The organism is Streptomyces capparidis (assembly GCF_054782095.1).
In genome coordinates, this window is the sequence record NZ_BAAGTD010000007.1 from 1 (window position 1) to 16,253 (window position 16,253).

At 74.7% G+C, this 16,253-nt stretch carries 11 protein-coding genes; 7 read left to right on the plus strand and 4 right to left on the minus strand.

All coding sequences use genetic code 11. From position 1 onward, the window contains the following. The 3 genes from ACYVO2_RS08115 to ACYVO2_RS08125 form a co-directional block, all read right to left on the minus strand. Positions 1 to 778, minus strand: a 778-nt coding sequence (locus ACYVO2_RS08115; protein WP_461007085.1) for a glycosyltransferase family 2 protein, incomplete at its 3' end; no start/stop codon positions are given. 104 nt (positions 779 to 882) lie between these two features. After that, positions 883 to 2,556, minus strand: coding sequence for a carbamoyltransferase family protein (locus tag ACYVO2_RS08120; RefSeq protein ID WP_461006938.1), 1,674 nt, complete (start codon positions 2,554 to 2,556; stop codon positions 883 to 885). A gap of 264 nt (positions 2,557 to 2,820) precedes the next feature. Further along, entirely contained in the window at positions 2,821 to 3,780 is a 960-nt protein-coding gene (locus tag ACYVO2_RS08125; protein ID WP_461006939.1) for a UDP-glucuronic acid decarboxylase family protein, read from the minus strand. Between the two features lie 297 nt (positions 3,781 to 4,077). On the opposite strand from ACYVO2_RS08125, the gene ACYVO2_RS08130 reads away from it, so the two are divergent. The 7 genes from ACYVO2_RS08130 to ACYVO2_RS08160 all read left to right on the plus strand — a co-directional run bounded on the left by ACYVO2_RS08130 (position 4,078) and on the right by ACYVO2_RS08160 (position 14,341). Further along, positions 4,078 to 4,632: a hypothetical protein gene (locus ACYVO2_RS08130; RefSeq protein ID WP_461006940.1), complete on the plus strand. Its 555-nt coding sequence runs from the start codon at positions 4,078 to 4,080 to the stop codon at positions 4,630 to 4,632. Between the two features lie 114 nt (positions 4,633 to 4,746). Continuing rightward, a complete protein-coding gene (locus tag ACYVO2_RS08135; protein WP_461006941.1) occupies positions 4,747 to 6,204 on the plus strand; it encodes a DUF1996 domain-containing protein in 1,458 nt (485 codons plus the stop codon). A 371-nt stretch (positions 6,205 to 6,575) separates the two neighbouring features. After that, positions 6,576 to 7,544, plus strand: coding sequence for an acetylxylan esterase (locus tag ACYVO2_RS08140; protein ID WP_461006942.1), 969 nt, complete (start codon positions 6,576 to 6,578; stop codon positions 7,542 to 7,544). A 291-nt stretch (positions 7,545 to 7,835) separates the two neighbouring features. After that, positions 7,836 to 8,564 (plus strand): ABC transporter ATP-binding protein, encoded by a 729-nt coding sequence (locus ACYVO2_RS08145; protein ID WP_461006943.1) that lies wholly within the window; start codon positions 7,836 to 7,838, stop codon positions 8,562 to 8,564. Then, positions 8,561 to 11,086: an FtsX-like permease family protein gene (locus tag ACYVO2_RS08150; protein WP_461006944.1), complete on the plus strand. Its 2,526-nt coding sequence runs from the start codon at positions 8,561 to 8,563 to the stop codon at positions 11,084 to 11,086. Before ACYVO2_RS08145 ends, ACYVO2_RS08150 begins: the two co-directional genes overlap by 4 nt. Before the next feature lie 386 nt (positions 11,087 to 11,472). After that, positions 11,473 to 12,837: a cytochrome P450 gene (locus ACYVO2_RS08155; protein ID WP_461006945.1), complete on the plus strand. Its 1,365-nt coding sequence runs from the start codon at positions 11,473 to 11,475 to the stop codon at positions 12,835 to 12,837. An 88-nt stretch (positions 12,838 to 12,925) separates the two neighbouring features. Then, a complete protein-coding gene (locus tag ACYVO2_RS08160) occupies positions 12,926 to 14,341 on the plus strand; it encodes a cytochrome P450 (RefSeq protein ID WP_461006946.1) in 1,416 nt (471 codons plus the stop codon). 9 nt (positions 14,342 to 14,350) lie between these two features. On the opposite strand, the gene ACYVO2_RS08165 is transcribed toward ACYVO2_RS08160, so the two are convergent. Beyond that, the gene (locus tag ACYVO2_RS08165) at positions 14,351 to 16,129 is read right to left on the minus strand and encodes a hydroxysqualene dehydroxylase (protein ID WP_461006947.1); all 1,779 of its coding nucleotides are present in this window, start codon (positions 16,127 to 16,129) and stop codon (positions 14,351 to 14,353) included. Positions 16,130 to 16,253: the final 124 nt, after the last annotated feature.

The window sequence follows — 16,253 nt, forward strand, 5'->3', positions numbered from 1 at the left end:
GGCGCCGGGCGGCGGCGCAGGTCAGCGCGCCCGCCGCGGCGCCGGTCACCGCCAGGTGCGCGGGCAGCCGGCCCCGGGGCGCCCCGGCCCGGTGCCACCAGTCGCGGCCGTGCAGCCGGGTCATCAGCACGTCGTCGGCGTTGCCCGCCTGCTGCCGCAGCGACACCCAGCGGTCGGCGGGCCGCACCGGGTGGGCGGTGACGCGGGCGCCCTCGGCCAGCTCCCACCCGGCGTCCAGCACCCGCAGCGCCAGGTCGGCGTCCTCGCGGAAAGCGCGCCGGAACCGCTCGTCGAAGCCGCCCGCCTGGGCCAGCGCCCGGCGGCGGTAGGCCATGTCGGCGGTGATCCAGCGCGCGCCGGCGAGCCCGGCGGTGCCGCGCTCCCAGTCGGTGGGCCGGCGTCCCGGCGGCAGCGGCACCCGGATGCGGCCCTGCACTCCGCCGGTGCGCTCACCGGCGCGGGCCAGGTCGGCGGCCAGGGCGCGGCGCCAGCCGGGTCCCGGCACGGTGTCGTCGTCGAGGAACACCACCCACGGCTCGTCCACGGACCGCCATCCGGTGTTGCGGGCCGCCGCGGGGCCGCGCCCGCAGCCGGCCACCACGGTCAGGCGGTCCCGCAGCGGCTCGGGCACCGACAGCCTCAGCGGCGCGCACTGGTCCAGCGGCCGGTCGTCCACCACGACCACGCGCCGCGGCAGCGGTCCCTCGCCCGCGGCCAGCGCGTCCAGGCAGGCAGTGAGGCCGGGGCGCCCGACGGTGGGCACCACCACGGCGTACACGGGCGCGGGGACGGGGCGCCGGGCGCCGCCCCTGCGGGCGCGGCGGGCCCTGCCGCCGGGGGTGCGGCGGCCCTGGGGGCGTGCGGGGTGCTCGGGCAGGTCGCTCACGGCTGGGCCTCCCCCTCGGCGCCGCGGTGGGCGAATATCCGGCCGCGCCGCACCACGAACGAGCCGATCGCGAGCAGGTCCACCGGCGCGGACCCGAAGCACTCCAGGGCGTCGCGCGGGTCGTCCACCATGGGCCGCCCGGCCGTGTTCAGGCTGGTGTTGACGACGACGGGCAGCCCGGTGCGCCGTTCGAACTCCTCCAGCATCCGGGCCACCAGCGGCTCGCCGCCCCGGTCCACGGTCTGGATGCGGGCGGTGCCGTCCACGTGCACCACGGCGGGGATCCGCTCCCGCCAGGCCGGGGCCACGTCGTGCACGAACAGCATGTAGGGGCTGGGCAGCGGCCCGTCGAAGATCTCCGCGGCCCGTTCGGCGAGCACCATCGGGGCGACCGGGCGGAACTGCTCGCGGCCCTTGACGTCGTTGAGCCGCTCCAGGTTGCCGCAGTGCCCGGGGTGGGCGAGCAGCGACCGGTGGCCCAGCGCCCGCGGGCCGTACTCGCTGCGGCCCTGGAACCACGCCACGATGCCGTTGTCCGCCAGCGTCCGCGCCACCTCGGCGGCCACGTCGGCGGGCCGCTCGTACGGCACGCCCGCCGTCTTCAGCCACGCCTCCAGCTCGGCGTCGGACCAGCCGCGGCCGAGGTCGGCGCCCGGCATGGGCGCGACGTCCTCGCCCGCCCCTGCCGCCAGGTGCAGCGCGCCGCCGAGCGCCGTGCCGGCGTCCCCGGCGGCGGGCTGCACCCACACCCGGCCGAACGGGCCCTCCCGGGCGATCCGCGAGTTGGCCACGCAGTTCAGCGCCACTCCCCCGGCCATGGTCAGCAGCCGGTCCCCGGTGCGGCCGTGCAGCCACGCCACCAGGTCGAGCAGCACCTCCTCCAGCACGGCCTGCGCGGAGGCGGCGAGGTCGGCGTGGTCCTGGGTCCAGGTCTGCTCCGGGCGCCTGGCCGGGCAGTACTCCGCCCAGGGGACGCCCGCGGCGTGGAAGCCGCCGTCGCCGGTGGCGTACACGTGGCGGCGCAGCTCCGCCAGCATCCGGGGGCGGCCGTGGGAGGCCAGCGCCATCACCTTGTACTCGTCGCTGGAGCGCAGGAAGCCGAGGTGGGCGGTGAGCTCCTCGTAGACCAGGCCCAGGGAGTGCGGCAGCCGCTGCCCGGCGAGCGGTTCCAGGCGCCCGCCGACGCGGCGGGCCGCCAGGTGGGAGGTGGCCTCGCCGCGGCCGTCCAGGACCAGCACCGACGCCGGGTCGGCGGCGCCGTCCACGGCGTGGGCGGCGGAGGCCGCGTGGGCGACGTGGTGGGGGACGAAGCGCACCTGCTCCGGGTCGAGCCCCGGCAGGGCCTCGGCGAGGAAGCCGGGCGCCTCGCGGGCGTAGGCGAGCCGCAGGTGGTCCCACGGGTCGTGCAGCCCCATCCGCTCCGCGGGCCGGGCCAGGGCCGGGTCGAAGGAGTAGGCCACCGCGTCCAGGTCCTGCGGGCGCAGCCCGGCCTGGGCCAGGCACCAGGAGGCGGCCTTCTCCGGCAGTTCCCAGGCGGAGAAGGGCACCGGGCGCTTGCCGTGCTTGCGGCGGGAGAAGCGCTCCTCCTCCGCGGCGGCGACGGTGCGCCCGTCGACGACCAGGGCGGCCGCGGGGTCGTGGAACAGTGCGTTGATGCCCAGGATGCGCATGGACGGTGCCTTTCGACGGGGGCGTCGCGGGGTGGCTTGCCTTTCGCTGGTGGGGGCGAGGTGCGGTGGGGCGGTGGGCGGACGTCGGTCGGGCCGTCCTGCTCCGGAGGCCGCCTCCGGGCCGTCCCGGGGCCTGTCGGTCGCGGGGGCTGCCGGTCACGGGGGGGCTGCCGGTCGCCGGGGCCGTGCCGTCGGCCGCGGCCTCCCGGCCGCCGCCTTCCGGGCGCGCCCGCGGTGCCGTCCGGTCGGGGCGGCCCGTCCCGCTCACGCCTCCTGGTGCTCGCGGAACCACGCGATCGTGCGCGCCAGGCCCTCCCGGGCCGGCACGCGGGGCTCCCACTGGAGCTTGTCCCTGGCCAGGGTGATGTCCGGGCAGCGCACCGACGGGTCGTCCACCGGCCGCTCGACGAAGCGGATGCCCGAGGCCGAGCCGGTCAGCTCCACCACCAGGCGGGCGAGTTCGAGGATCGTCAGCTCACCGGGGTTGCCGATGTTGACCGGCCCGGTGAGGTCGGACGCGGCCAGGGCCAGCACGCCCTCGACCGTGTCGTCCACATGGGTGAGGGAGCGGGTCTGCCCGCCGTCGCCCGCCACGGTGAGCGGCTCGCCCGCGAGCGCCTGGCGGATGAACGTCGGCACGGCCCGCCCGTCCCTGGCCCGCATCCGCGCGCCGTAGGTGTTGAACAGGCGCACGATCGCCGTGTCGAGCCCGTGTTCCGCGCCCTCCGCCGTGGTGAGCGCCTCCGCGTACCGCTTGGCCTCGTCGTACACGCTGCGCGGCCCCACGGGGTTGACGTTCCCCCAGTAGCGCTCGTTCTGCGGGTGCTGCTCGGGGTCGCCGTACACCTCGGAGGTGGAGGCGAGCACGAACCGGGCGCCGTGCTCGCGGGCCAGCGCCAGGGCGTTGCGGGTGCCCAGGCTGCCCGCCTCCAGGGTGTGCAACGGCAGCCGCAGGTAGTCGGCGGGCGAGGCGGGCGAGGCGAAGTGCAGCACCAGGTCCACCGGGCCCGGCACGCGGAAGGGTTCGGTGACGTCGGCGCGCAGCAGCGCGAACCCGTCCCGCCCGGCCAGGTGTGCGACGTTGTCGGGCGATCCGGTGCAGAAGTCGTCCACGCACACGACGGCCGTGCCGCGTTCCATCAGAGCGGTGCCCAGGTGCGAGCCGACGAAGCCGGCGCCTCCGGTGACGACCGCCCGGTGCCACCGCCGGGTGGGTATGGACATCGCTTCTCCTGTCCTCGGGGCCGTGTGGCGACCTCAGGGGCCTCTCGGGTCGAGCCGAGTACCCCGGATCACGGCTGAAAACCTTGATATGACCGATCGAATTGTTCGTTTCGCACCTTATGTGAATCGACCGGATCCCACCTGCCGGGCGCTCCCCCCGGGTGGCCCTCACCGCCCGTCACCCGGTCGGGGGCATCGGCGAGGTTCCGCGATCGGCCCGCACGCCCCGTCCCGGCGGGTCTAAGGTGCCCGGTCGGGGGGATGGCCCGGTCACGCCCGTACGGAGAGAAGCCAGTGATGACACGCACCTCGCGCCGCCTGTCCCTGCTGCCCCCGGCCGCCGCCGCGTTCGCGCTGCTGCTCACCGCCGCCTGTGGAGCCGACTCGGACGGCGGCGGGCAGGACGGCGCCAGGAAGCCGTCGGCCGGGGCGGGTTCGTCGGCGCCCGCGGAGGCGGACCGGGCCCCGGCGGCCGAACCGGCCACCCTGGAGCAGTTGGCCTCGGCCATCGGCTGCGACGCGGACGTGGTCGTGGACGCCGAGGAGCTGCGCCAGGGCGCGTGCACCACCGGCGAGGGGAAGTACCGGCTGCTCACCTTCGCCGAGGACGCGGGCCAGGCCGCCTATCTGGCCGAGGCCAGGGACTACGGCGGCACCTACCTGGTGGGCGAGCGCTGGCTCGTCACGGCGCAGCCGAGCAGCTCCCTGACGGCCCTGCGCACCGAGCTCGGCGGACGCATCGAGGAGGGCGCCTCCCACGACGGGCACCCGGGCGGCGGGCAGGCGGCGGCGTCCGGCGCGGGCCGAGCGGGGGAGCACGGCTCGGAGCACCCGGGTCACGGCGGGGGCTGACGCCCTGCGCGGAACCGCCGGGACGGATGTGGCGGATGTTTGAACACGGCCAACTCCCGCTCCGTAACTCAGCAAGGGGGCTGCACGTCGTACCGACCGAGTGAGGGTGCCTACATGAGCCGGCAACAACGTCACAAGCGCTCGCCGATCGTCAACAGGACGGTGGCGGCGGTCGCGGTCCTGGCCTTGGGGGGCGGCGGCATCGCGTTCGTCACCGCGAACGCCTCCGCCGGAGGATCCAAGAGCGGGGGCTCGAACCAGCAGCGGAACGTGGTCAGCGCGACCGACACCATCGACTGCCCCGACGTCGGCCTGCAACTCCCCGAGGTGCCGCAGCGGGCCCGCGCCGAGGTCGACCGCAACCTCGCCCTGCTGGACAGGCAGGTCGCCGAGGCGTACGAGCGCCTGAGGACGTCGCAGGGCCAGGGCGGCCCGAACTTCGTGCAGAACGCGATCCTCGGCCCGCTGAAGGACAAGCGGGTCGCGGCGATCGACCGCATCGCCATCGCCATCGGCCGGGGCGGCACCAAGCCGCAGGGCCTGGACCGCCTCGCCGCCTGCACCCTGAAGAAGGGCCAGCCCCAGCCCGACGTCAAGGAGACCCCGCAGCAGAACGGGGGCAACGGCGACGGCGGCAACACCGGCGGCGGGAACAACGGCGGCGACCAGGGCGGCAACGGCCAGGCGGGCAACGGCCCGGTCGCGTCGGACTTCGTGGACATCACCAAGGTCCAGCCGAACGTGCAGGGCAAGCGCAACCGCGGCGGCGCCTCGACGGGGACCTTCACCTCCCGGTGCGGCACCAACGAGAACGGCCACTTCAACTCGGACAACATGATCGTCGCGCCCGGTGTGAGCAACGGCGCCCACCACATGCACGACTACGTCGGCAACCTGACCACCGACGGCTTCTCCACCAACGAGAGCCTGGCCGCCGCGGGCACCACCTGCACCAACGGCGACAAGTCCGCCTACTTCTGGCCGGTGCTGCGCGTCCAGGACGGCACCCAGGAGCGGGACGCGGCCGCGCCGGGCGGCGGCACCGAGGGCAACGTCGGCAGGATCGTCAAGCCGTCCGAGGCGCAGATCTTCTTCCAGGGCAACCCGCGCGCCAAGGTGACCGCGATGCCGCGCTTCCTGCGGATCATCACCGGTGACGCCAAGGCGCACACCAACGGCACGGCCAACGCCAACGCGTCCTGGTCCTGCACCGGCTTCGAGAACAGGGTGCAGTTGAAGGACAAGTACCCGCTGTGCCCGGCGGGCAGCAAGGTCGTGCGCACCTTCAAGTTCCAGAGCTGCTGGGACGGCCAGAACATCGACAGCGCCAACCACCGCACCCACGTGGCGTTCGCCGCGGCCGACGGCTCCTGCCCGCAGGGCTTCCGGGCCATCCCGCAGTTGGTGCAGCGGCTGGTCTACGACGTGCCGGCGCAGCCGAACTTCGCGGTGGACTCCTTCCCCGAGCAGTTGCACAAGCCGGTGACCGACCACGGCGACTTCGTCAACGTCCTTTCTGACCGGCAGAACCGGCAGGTGGCGAACTGCCTCAACAGCGGCCGCCGCTGCTGAGGCACCGCACCGCCGGGTGGCCCGGACGGACGCGCCCGAGGCGTCCGCCTGGGCCACCCGCGTCGCGGGGGACCGCACCGCGCCGCGGCGCCTCACCGACGGACCCGCAACACACCCCCTGCGTTCACCCCACCGAACGACAGTCAGTCACGCGAACCAGCGGGGCGCCCGCCCGCCTCCGCGCCCCACGGGTGCCGCGCCGCCCCGTCCACCGCCGGGCACCGCGCCCGAGCGGGCCGCCGTCGAAGCACGTATCCCCTTGTCAGGCACCCTGTGATCGTGCTTGTCTGCACATCCGGCGAGCACCGGACAGCGCCGTCCGCACCCGACCGCCGACGTCCTTCCCCCGCCCGCTCGAGGAGCTGCCCTCCATGGCCCTGTTCGACCTGCCGATCGACGAGCTGCGCGCCTACCGACCGCGGACGAACGAACCCGAGGACTTCGACCAGTTCTGGGAGAAGACCCTCGCCGAGGCCCGCGAGTTCGACCTGGGCGCCGTCTTCACCCCGGTCGCGCTGCCGCTGAGCGGCGTCGAGGTGCACGACGTGACGTTCGCCGGGTTCGGCGGCCACCCCGTCAAGGGCTGGTTCGTGCTCCCGGCGGGGACCCGCGAGCCGCTGCCCGTGGTGGTGGAGTTCATCGGGTACGGCGGGGGGCGCGGGCTGCCGCACACCCACCTGCTGTGGGCGAACGCGGGCTTCGCGCACTTCGTGATGGACACCCGCGGCCAGGGCACCGGCGGCACCCCCGGCGACACCGAGGACCCGGTCGGCAGCGGCCCCGCCTACCCGGGCTTCATGACCCGCGGCGTCCTCGACCCGCACGACTACTTCTACCGGCGGGTCTTCACCGACGCCGTGCGCGCCGTGGAGGCGGCCCGCTCGCACCCGCTGGCCGACCCCTCCCGGGTGGCGGCGATCGGCGGCAGCCAGGGCGGCGGCATCACCCTGGCCGTGTGCGGGCTGGTGCCCGACCTCGCCGCGATAGCCCCCGACGTGCCGTTCCTGTGCCAGTTCCCGCGCGCGGTCACCCTCACCGACCGGCACCCGTACCGCGAGATCGCCCTGTACCTCAAGGCGCACCGCCACCGCGGCGAGCAGGTCCTGCGCACCCTGTCCTACTTCGACGGCGTCCACTTCGCCGCCCGCGGCCGCGCCCCCGCGCTGTTCTCCGCCGCGCTGGAGGACCGGGTCTGCCCGCCGTCCACGGTGTTCGCGGCGTTCAACGCGTACGCGGGCGAGGACAAGCACATCGAGGTCTACGACTTCAACGAGCACGAGGGCGGCGGCCCGTTCCAGCAGCAGGCCCAGTTGCGCTGGCTGCCCGGCAGACTGCGCTGACCCGCCCGCCCGGCGGGGAGGGGTCTCGTGGCCGTGACGCGCCCACGCGTCCCCCGATCGAGTGGATCTCCGATCCGGCGAACGGTACGGCGACCCGCCTCCGGCGGGCGTCTTCCCACGTCGGCGCGCCCCTGCCGGTGACCGTCGGTGAGGCTCAGGCTCCGACCGCTCCTGGATCGCCTGGTCAACCCGCCACCGTTGGTGGAGACTTGCTCACGGCAAGTGGCAGGGCCGAGGGGACCGCCGCGTCACGCACCGGTGGTCGGACCCGACGAGGGGAGCACCGGTTCAATGGCACGACTCGAGCTCGACAGCGTCGTCCGCGAGTACCGACGCGGCCGGCAGTCCGTCCGGGCGCTGAACGGGGTGTCCCTCTCCGTGCGGGGCGGGCAGCTCGTCTCCGTCCTCGGGCCGAGCGGCTCCGGCAAGAGCACGATGCTGCACATGATGGGCGCCCTGGACACCCCCACCTCGGGCCGGGTGCTGCTCGACGGCACCGACCTGGGCGAGCTCGACGACGACCACCTGGCGGACCTGCGCCGGGCGCGGGTGGGCTTCATCTTCCAGTTCTTCAACCTGCTGCCCGCCCTGACGGCGTGGGAGAACGTCGCCGTGCCGCGCCTGCTGGACGGCACCCGCCTGGCCGACGTGCGCGACGAGGCGATGGCGCTGCTCGAGCGGGTGGGCCTGGGCGACCGGGTCGGCAACCGGCCCGGCGAGATGTCCGGCGGGCAGATGCAGCGGGTGGCCGTCGCCCGCGCCCTGATCATGAACCCGGGCGTGATCCTCGCCGACGAGCCCACGGGCAACCTGGACTCCCGCACCGGCGCGGAGATCCTCGAGCTGCTCGCCGGGATCGCGCACGACGACGCCGAGCGCGCGGTGGTCATGGTCACCCACAGCATGGACGCGGCGCTGCGCAGCGACCGCGCGGTGCTGCTGGTCGACGGCGAGATCGCCGCCGACGGCATGCCGCAGGAGGTCGTGGCCAAGTTCGTCGGTGACGGAGGGCTGCGGTGATCCGGCTGCTCACCGTGCCGCTGGCCCGGCTGCGCCTGTTCAACCTGCGCTACCTGCGCGAGCACCCGGCCAGGACGGGTCTGTCGTTCGGCGTGGTCACGGTCTCCGCGGCCCTGATCGTCGCGGTGCTCGGCATCTACGGCTCGGTCGGCGGCTCCGTGGAGCGCCTGTCGCAGCGGGTCGCGGGCGACGCGGACCTGGAGGTCACCGGCCGGACGGACGGCGGCCTCACGCCGTCGGCGCTGGCCCGGATCGAGGCCACCGAGGGCGTGCGCACGGCGGTGCCGCTGGTGCGCTCCCCGGTGTACGTGGACGGCGAGCGGGTGCTGCTCTTCGGCACCGACGCCCGCGCCCGCGACCTGCACAGCGACCTGTCGGCCGTGATCGACGGGGCGGCCGCCGAGGACGGCGGCGACGCGATCCTGGCCGGCCCCGGGCTCGCCGGGCGGGTCGGCGGCGACGACGCGGTCGGCGTGCAGTCCATGACCGGGCAGGACGCCCGGGTGCGGGTGGCGGGCACGCTGACCGGCGCCGGCGCGGACCGGCTCAACGGCGGCGCCTACGCGCTCGCCCCGCTGCCGCTGGCGCAGCGCCTGAGCGGGTTCGGCGACCGCCTGGAGTCGGTGCTGGTGGTGGCGCGGCCGGGCACGGACACCGGGGAGCTGCGCGAGCGCCTCACCGGCACGCTCGGGCCCGGGGCGTTCGTGGCCGAGCCGTCGTTCCGCGCCGAGCAGGCGGACGAGGCCACCGCGATGATCCGCAACATCACGCTGCTGGTCGCCATGATGGCCCTCGCCGTCGCCGGGTTCCTGATCTTCAACACGATGAACATGGCCGCGGCCGAGCGCCGCGCCGAGATGGCCGCGCTGCGGGCGCTGGGCGCCCGCCGCCGCCCGATCATGCGGGACTTCCTCACCGAGGCCCTGCTGGTGGCGCTGGCCGGCGCGGCGGTCGGCAGCGTGCTCGGGTACGGGATGGCGGGCGTGTCGGTGGACTCCCTGCCCCCGGCGATCACCGACTCGGTGGACGCCCGCATCGAGCTGGCGATGCCGGCGAGCGCGGTGCCCGTGGCCGTGGTGGCGTGCGCGTGCGCGGGCCTGCTCGCCTCGTGGCTGGCGGCCCGCCGGGTCTCCCGGGTGCGGCCGGTGGAGGCGATGCGCCCGGCCGACCCGTCGGACGCCGCCGAGGGCCCGAACGCCGGGCGCGTCTGGGCGCTGGCCGGCGCGGCGGTGCTGTTCGCGCTGGCCTTCGTGGTCGGCGCCGCGTTCGACGACGCGCGGGCGTTCGGCAGCGGGTCGCTGTTCCTGCTGGGCGTGATCCTGCTGGGGTACGCGCTGCTCGGCCCGATGACGCGGGCCACCTCGTGGCTGGCGGGGCGGCTCGGCGCGTCGGGGCGGATCGCCGCGTCCTCGGTGGACCGGGCGCCGCGCCGGGTGTGGGCCACCGGGATGACGGTCTGCCTGGCCGTGGCGATCGGCGCGGCCACCACGGGCGCCTCCCAGAACACGGTGGACGCCGCGTCCGAGAACGTCTCCACCCTGGCGGACTCCGACTTCGTGGTGCAGCGGGCCGCGAAGGACGTGCTGCCGGTACGGCCGCTGCTGCCCGACTCGTTCGGGGAGGAGCTCGCCGGGATCGACGGCGTGCGGCGGGTGGTGGCCGGGCAGTTCACCTACCTCAACCTGGCGGACGGCCGGGCCCTGCTGGAGGGCGTGGACGGGCCGAGCAACTCCACGGCGTACCGGCTGGCCTCCCCGCGGGCGCGCGAGGCGCTGCTCGACGGCTCGGGCGTGGTGGTCTCCCGGGCGTTCGCCAAGGACCACGGCCTGTCGGAGGGCGGGACGCTGACGCTGCCGACGGCGGAGGGCGACCGGCGGGTCCGGGTCGCCGACGTGGTCGACTACGTGAGCATGGACGCGGGGCTCGTCGCCCTGTCCATGGACCGGCTGACCCGCTGGTACGGCGTGCCGGGCGCGTCGTTCTACGAGGTGCTGCTCGCCCCGGGGACCGACCGGAAGGCGGTGCGCGCCGCGGTGGAGCGGCTGGCCGGGCAGCAGCCGTACCCGGTGAACGTGCTGACGGGCGCGGAGTCGGTGGACGCCACCAAGGCGGCGGTGCGCCAGATGGGCGCCCTGGCGCTGGCCCTCCAGTGGGTGATCGCGGGCGTGGCGGCGCTGGCGCTGCTGAACACGCTGATGCTGTCGGTGGTGGAGCGGCGCAGGGAGCTGGGCATCCTGCGGGCGCTGGGCGGCAGCAGGCGCTACATCCGGCGGGTGATCCTCGCCGAGGCGGCGGCGGTGAGCCTGGTCGGGGGCCTGTCCGGGCTGGTGGTCGGCACGGTGCTGCACTACCTTTCGGCGGACGTGATGGGGAAGGTCGTCGCCATGGAGATCCCGTTCGGGATCGCCCCCGCGGCGATCGGCCTCGCGGTGGGCGCGATCCTCATCGCCATGGCCGGCGCCTGGCCCCCGGCCCGCCAGGCGGGCAGGCTCGACGTCGTACGGGCGATCGGGTGGGAGTAGCCGGGTGGGGCGCGGGGCCCCGGCCTCCGCGCCCACGGGCGCGCCGGAGCGCGGCGCCGCCGGTCCCCTGCCCGCCCGGCGCGCGGGCGCCGCGAGTCCCCGGCGCGCACCGCGCGTGGGCCCGCCGCCCACGCGGCGCCGCGCCGCCGCGGGAACGCCGTGGCCGCGGAGCGCGTCCTCGTCGGTGACCCGCGCGTCGCGGCGACGCGCACCGCGCGGGGACCGGGAGCCCCGGCTCGGGGCCCCCGGGAGCGCGCACTGGCGATATTCAAGCGGTTCTGGCATAGGTTCTCCCTCGCGCGTCGAGCAGCGGGGGCCGCCGGGTCGTGGCGGTGGCGGCGTCGGCTCGACGGACACGGACGACTCAGAAGGGGGACACGGGGGCGATGGGACGTGACGCACCGGGGCCGGGCCCGCACCAGATACCCGGACTGCTGCGGTTGGCGGTGACCGATCCGCTGCGGTCGATGTACCGACTGGTGAGCCGGTACGGCGACGTGGTGCGGATGCCCGTCGCGCCCGGGCGCAGCTTCCACCTGTTCTGCCGCCCCGAGCACGTCGAGCACATCCTGGTGGCCCGGCAGGCCCGCTACGGCAAGGCGTTCACCTACCGGCCGCTGCGGGAGTGGATCGGGCTCGGCCTGATCACCAGCGACGGCGAGCTGTGGGAGCGCCAGCGCAGGCTGATCCAGCCGCTGTTCTCGTACAAGCGGGTCGCCGCGCTGGAGCCGCTGATGGCGGCGGCGGTGGAGCGGATGCTGGACGACTGGGACCGCCTCCCCGACGGCACGGTGGTGGACACGGCCGCCGAGATGAGCGGGATGACGCTGGACATCGTGGGGGCCACCCTGTTCGGCGCCGACGTCAGCGGCGAGAAGGACCGCATCTTCCACGCGGTGGAGACCCTCCAGGACGCGGTGACCAAGGTGATCCGCAACCCGTTCACCTGGGTGTCCACCACCATGGCCCGCTACACCAGCCCCGGCTTCCGGCAGTGGGACCGGGCGATGGCCACCATCGACGAGGTGGTGACCCGGGTGATCGCCGAGCGGCGCACCCGGCCGGCCCAGGGGGCGCCGCGCGACCTGCTGGACGCGCTGCTCGCCGCCCGCTACGACGACGGCACGGCGATCGACGACAAGCAGTTGCGCGACGAGATCGTCACCTTCTTCATGGCCGGGCACGAGACCAGCGCCAACTGCCTGGCGTGGACGTTCTACCTGCTGTCCACCTCGCCGGGCGCCAGGGAGCGGCTGGAGGAGGAGGTGGACACGGTCCTGGCCGGCCGGGTCCCGGGCCCCGACGACCTGGACAAGCTGGTGTGGACGAAGGCGGTGCTGAGCGAGTCCATGCGCCTGTACCCGCCGGTGTGGACGGTGGAGCGGGACGCGGTGGAGGAGGACGAGGTCGGCGGGGTGCCGATCCGGCCCGGCAGCACGGTCGTGGTGCCGCCGTACCTGGTGCACCGCCACCCGGGCGTGTGGGAGAACCCGGAGGCGTTCGATCCGGAGCGGTTCCTGCCCCAGCGGTCGGCGGGCCGGCACCGGTACGCGTTCATCCCGTTCGGCGGCGGGCGCCGCGGCTGCATCGGCAACGTCTTCGCGCTGATGGAGGTCACCCTCGCGCTGGCGATGATCACCCAGCGGTACCGGCTGGACCTGCTGCCCGGCTTCGACCCGGAGCCGAAGGTCACCGTGACCCTGCGGCCCAAGCAGGAGCTGTCGATGGTGCTGCGCCGCAGGAACGCCTGACCTCCCCGCCCCACCACCGTTCCCCCCGCAGAATCCACCGCCGAATCCACCGCCGACCCCACCGTCGACGCAAGCCTAGGAGGACCGCATGCCGGGCCGTACCGCGCCGGGACCGAGCAGGAGGGAGAGCCCACGGCTGCTCGCCGCGCTCGGCCGGGACCCGCTGGCCGCCGGGATCGAGCTGTACCGCCGCTACGGGGACCTGGTGCGGGTCCCCCTGGTCCCGGGCCACGAGCTGTACCTGCTGTGCGCCCCGGCGCACGCCGAGCACGTCTTCGTCGCCCGCCAGGACAACTACGTCAAGGCGCTGACCTACCGCCCGCTGCGGGTCTTCCTCGGCGACGGCCTGGTGACCAGTGAGGGCGAGCTGTGGGAGCGCCAGCGCAGGCTGATCCAGCCCATGTTCTCCTACAAGCGGGTGGCCGCGCTCCAGCCGGTGATGGCGCGCAACGTCGCGCGGACGCTGGACGCGTGGGATCGGGAGCCCGACGGCGCGGTGGTGAACGTGTCGGAGGCGATGAGCCTGCTGACGCTCACCATCGTGGGCGAGGCCCTGTTCGGCGCCGACCTGAGCGGCACCGCGGCCCGGGTCTCCCCCGCGGTGACGCGGATGCAGGACTTCGCGGTCACCGCGATGCGCAACCCGCTGCTGCTGAGCGCCCCGCGGCTCGGGCTGCGCACCACCCCCGGCTACCGCCGCTGGGCGGCCGCGGTGGCGGCCGTGGAGGACGTGGTGGAGCGCCTGGTGGCCGAGCGGCGGGCCCGCCCGAACAGCGGCGACCGGCCGCGCGACCTGCTGGACGCGCTGCTGGAGGCCCGGTACGAGGACGGCTCGGCGATCGACGACCGGCAGTTGCGGGACGAGATCATGACGTTCCTCATGGCCGGGCACGAGACCAGCGCCACCACGCTCACCTGGACGATGTACCTGCTGTCCGCCAACCCCGGCGCCAGGGAGCGGCTGGAGGAGGAGGTGGACACCGTGCTCGCCGGCCGCGTCCCCACGCCCGAGGACCTGGACGAACTGGTGTGGACGAAGGCGGTGCTGAGCGAGTCGATGCGCCTGTACCCGCCGTTCTGGACGCTGGAGCGGGACGCGCTCGGCGAGGACGTGATCGACGGCGTGCGCATACCCGCGGGCGCCACCGTGGCCGTGCCGCCGTACCTGGTGCACCGCCACCCGGACGCGTGGGACAACCCGGAGGGGTTCGACCCGGAGCGGTTCCTGCCGGGCCGGTCGGCGGGCCGGCACCGGTACGCGTTCATCCCGTTCGGCGGCGGGCGCCGCGGCTGCGTGGGCAATGTGTTCGCGCTGATCGAGACGGCGCTGGCGGTCGCGATGACCGCGCAGCGGTACCGGCTCGACCTGATCCCCGGCGGGGTGCCGCGCCTCCAGCCGACCGTGACGCTGCGTCCGCTCGGCGGCCTGCGGATGGTGCTGCGGCGCCGGCGCCCGAGGACGCCGGCGCCGCCCGGCAAAAACGTTCACCCCGCCGGGGTGTGACCCGCTTCCCTACAGCGGCCAGGGCAGGTCGAGCACGTGCGGCAGGCCCAGCCTGTAGCGGACCTCGTCGGCCTTCTTCAGCAGCCGGAACTCCGGCATCTCGTACAGGGGGTGCACGACGCACGGCTCCGCGTCGGAGCCCGCCGCCTCCAGGAGGGAGTTGACGGCCCGCTTGGCGGTCTCGTTGGCTCCCTCCATGGTCGCGCACGAGAGGTTGTCGCGCACGTAGTCGCCGGCGAGGAACAGGTTGGGGATGGCCGTGGTGTGCTTGGGGCGGTCGTTCCAGGAGCCCACGGTGCTGACGATCAGCGGCTCGTCGTTGGCGGCCTGCCCGCTGCCGTCGGGGTAGTGGATCGCCGGGTCCAGGAACCACGAGCGGATCGCGGAGTCGGGCAGCACCTGCCGCCCGGTGTCCTCCAGTGCGGCGCGCATCTGCGCGAGCGTCTCCTCGGCGATCTGCTCGGGGGTGCACTCGCGCGCGGGCTTGCCGTACAGGATGCCGGGCGTGTCGAAGTTGGCGATGTTGACCGACAGCACCTCCCGCACCGAGCCGTCGCCGTAGGCCGCGGCGAGGTCCTGGTGCCAGCTCTGGGCGTGGCTGATGGACACCAGCGCCCACGGCGAGTCCAGGTAGTCCACGAACCCGCGGATGATCGGGGTCGGCCGGTCCAGGAAGTACTGGATGCCGTTCATCCACTGGGTGCCCAGCCGGTCCATCCGGGCCAGCGCCGGGTCGGCGGCCCTGACGTCGGCGTTCCACAGCTTGCGGGCGCGCTCCACGGGCACGGCGCTGAGGAACCAGTCCGCCTCCACCCGCTGGGCCCGCCCCTGCGGGTCGCGGACCTGCGCCGCGGTGATGCGGCCCGAGGCGAGGGTGAAGTCGTCCACCGCCCAGCCGACGTGGAAGCGCACGCCCCGGGTCCGCAGGTAGGCCACCCACGGGTCGATCCACGCCTCGCTGCTGGGCCCGTCCAGCACCCGGCCCATGTAGCCGGTGCTGCCGCGCCCGGCCAGCGCGTAGAAGTACAGCTCGGTGAGGATGCCGGTGGCGCGGGTCGAGGCCACGTCGGGACGGGAGGCCACCAGGTGGGTGGTCATCCCGTCGGAGAGCATCTTGCGGTACTCCTCGCTCATCTCCCGGGCGCGCACGAACTTCTCCCAGGGCAGCTTCTCCCACTGCCCGTACCGGCGCGCGTCGCAACTGGTGGCGAAGATCGCCAACTGCCGGGCGAAGAACGCGGTCTCGTCCGCGGGCAGGGCCTTGAGCTGCTGGAGCGTCGCGACGACGAGCCTCTGGAAGTCCTCCAGGGTGGGCGCCTCGGTGAAGTGGGACTGGAACGCCAGGTCCTCGCGGCCCCCGGAGCGGGCGTAGAGCACGCCGTCCACCGGGATCAGCCGGTCGTGGACGGTCCGCGACCCCTCGCCGACGGGGATGCGGGCCATCGTCTCCGGCAGGTGGTGGTAGAAGCCGGGGACGTAGCGGAACCCGTGCTCGCCGGGAAGGTCGCGGCGGCCCCCGCCGCCGGATCCGGGAACCCAAATCGAGCGGGACTTGCCGCCGAGTTCCTTGCGTTCGTAGACATCGACATCGAATCCGCGCTCGACCAATTCTTGAGCGGCGGTCAAGCCGGCCACTCCGGCGCCGAACACCGCGACCCGGCGGCGCGCATCGCCCGCCGCGCGCGCCGGTGCCGCATTCCACGCGCCCAAAGTGGCCGCCCCCGCGCCGATCGCCCCCGCTATAAAGCCGCGGCGGGTCGCCTCGCCCCGTTCATGTTGGTTCGTCAACGTGCCTCCTCGCCCCCGTGGGGCCCTTTCGCGATCTTGCCCCGAGTTTCCGGCAGATGACGCTACCCGGCATCTGGTCGGCGTCAAGGGATACGCCTATCCTTGCTTCCCGTAACAGCTCGAC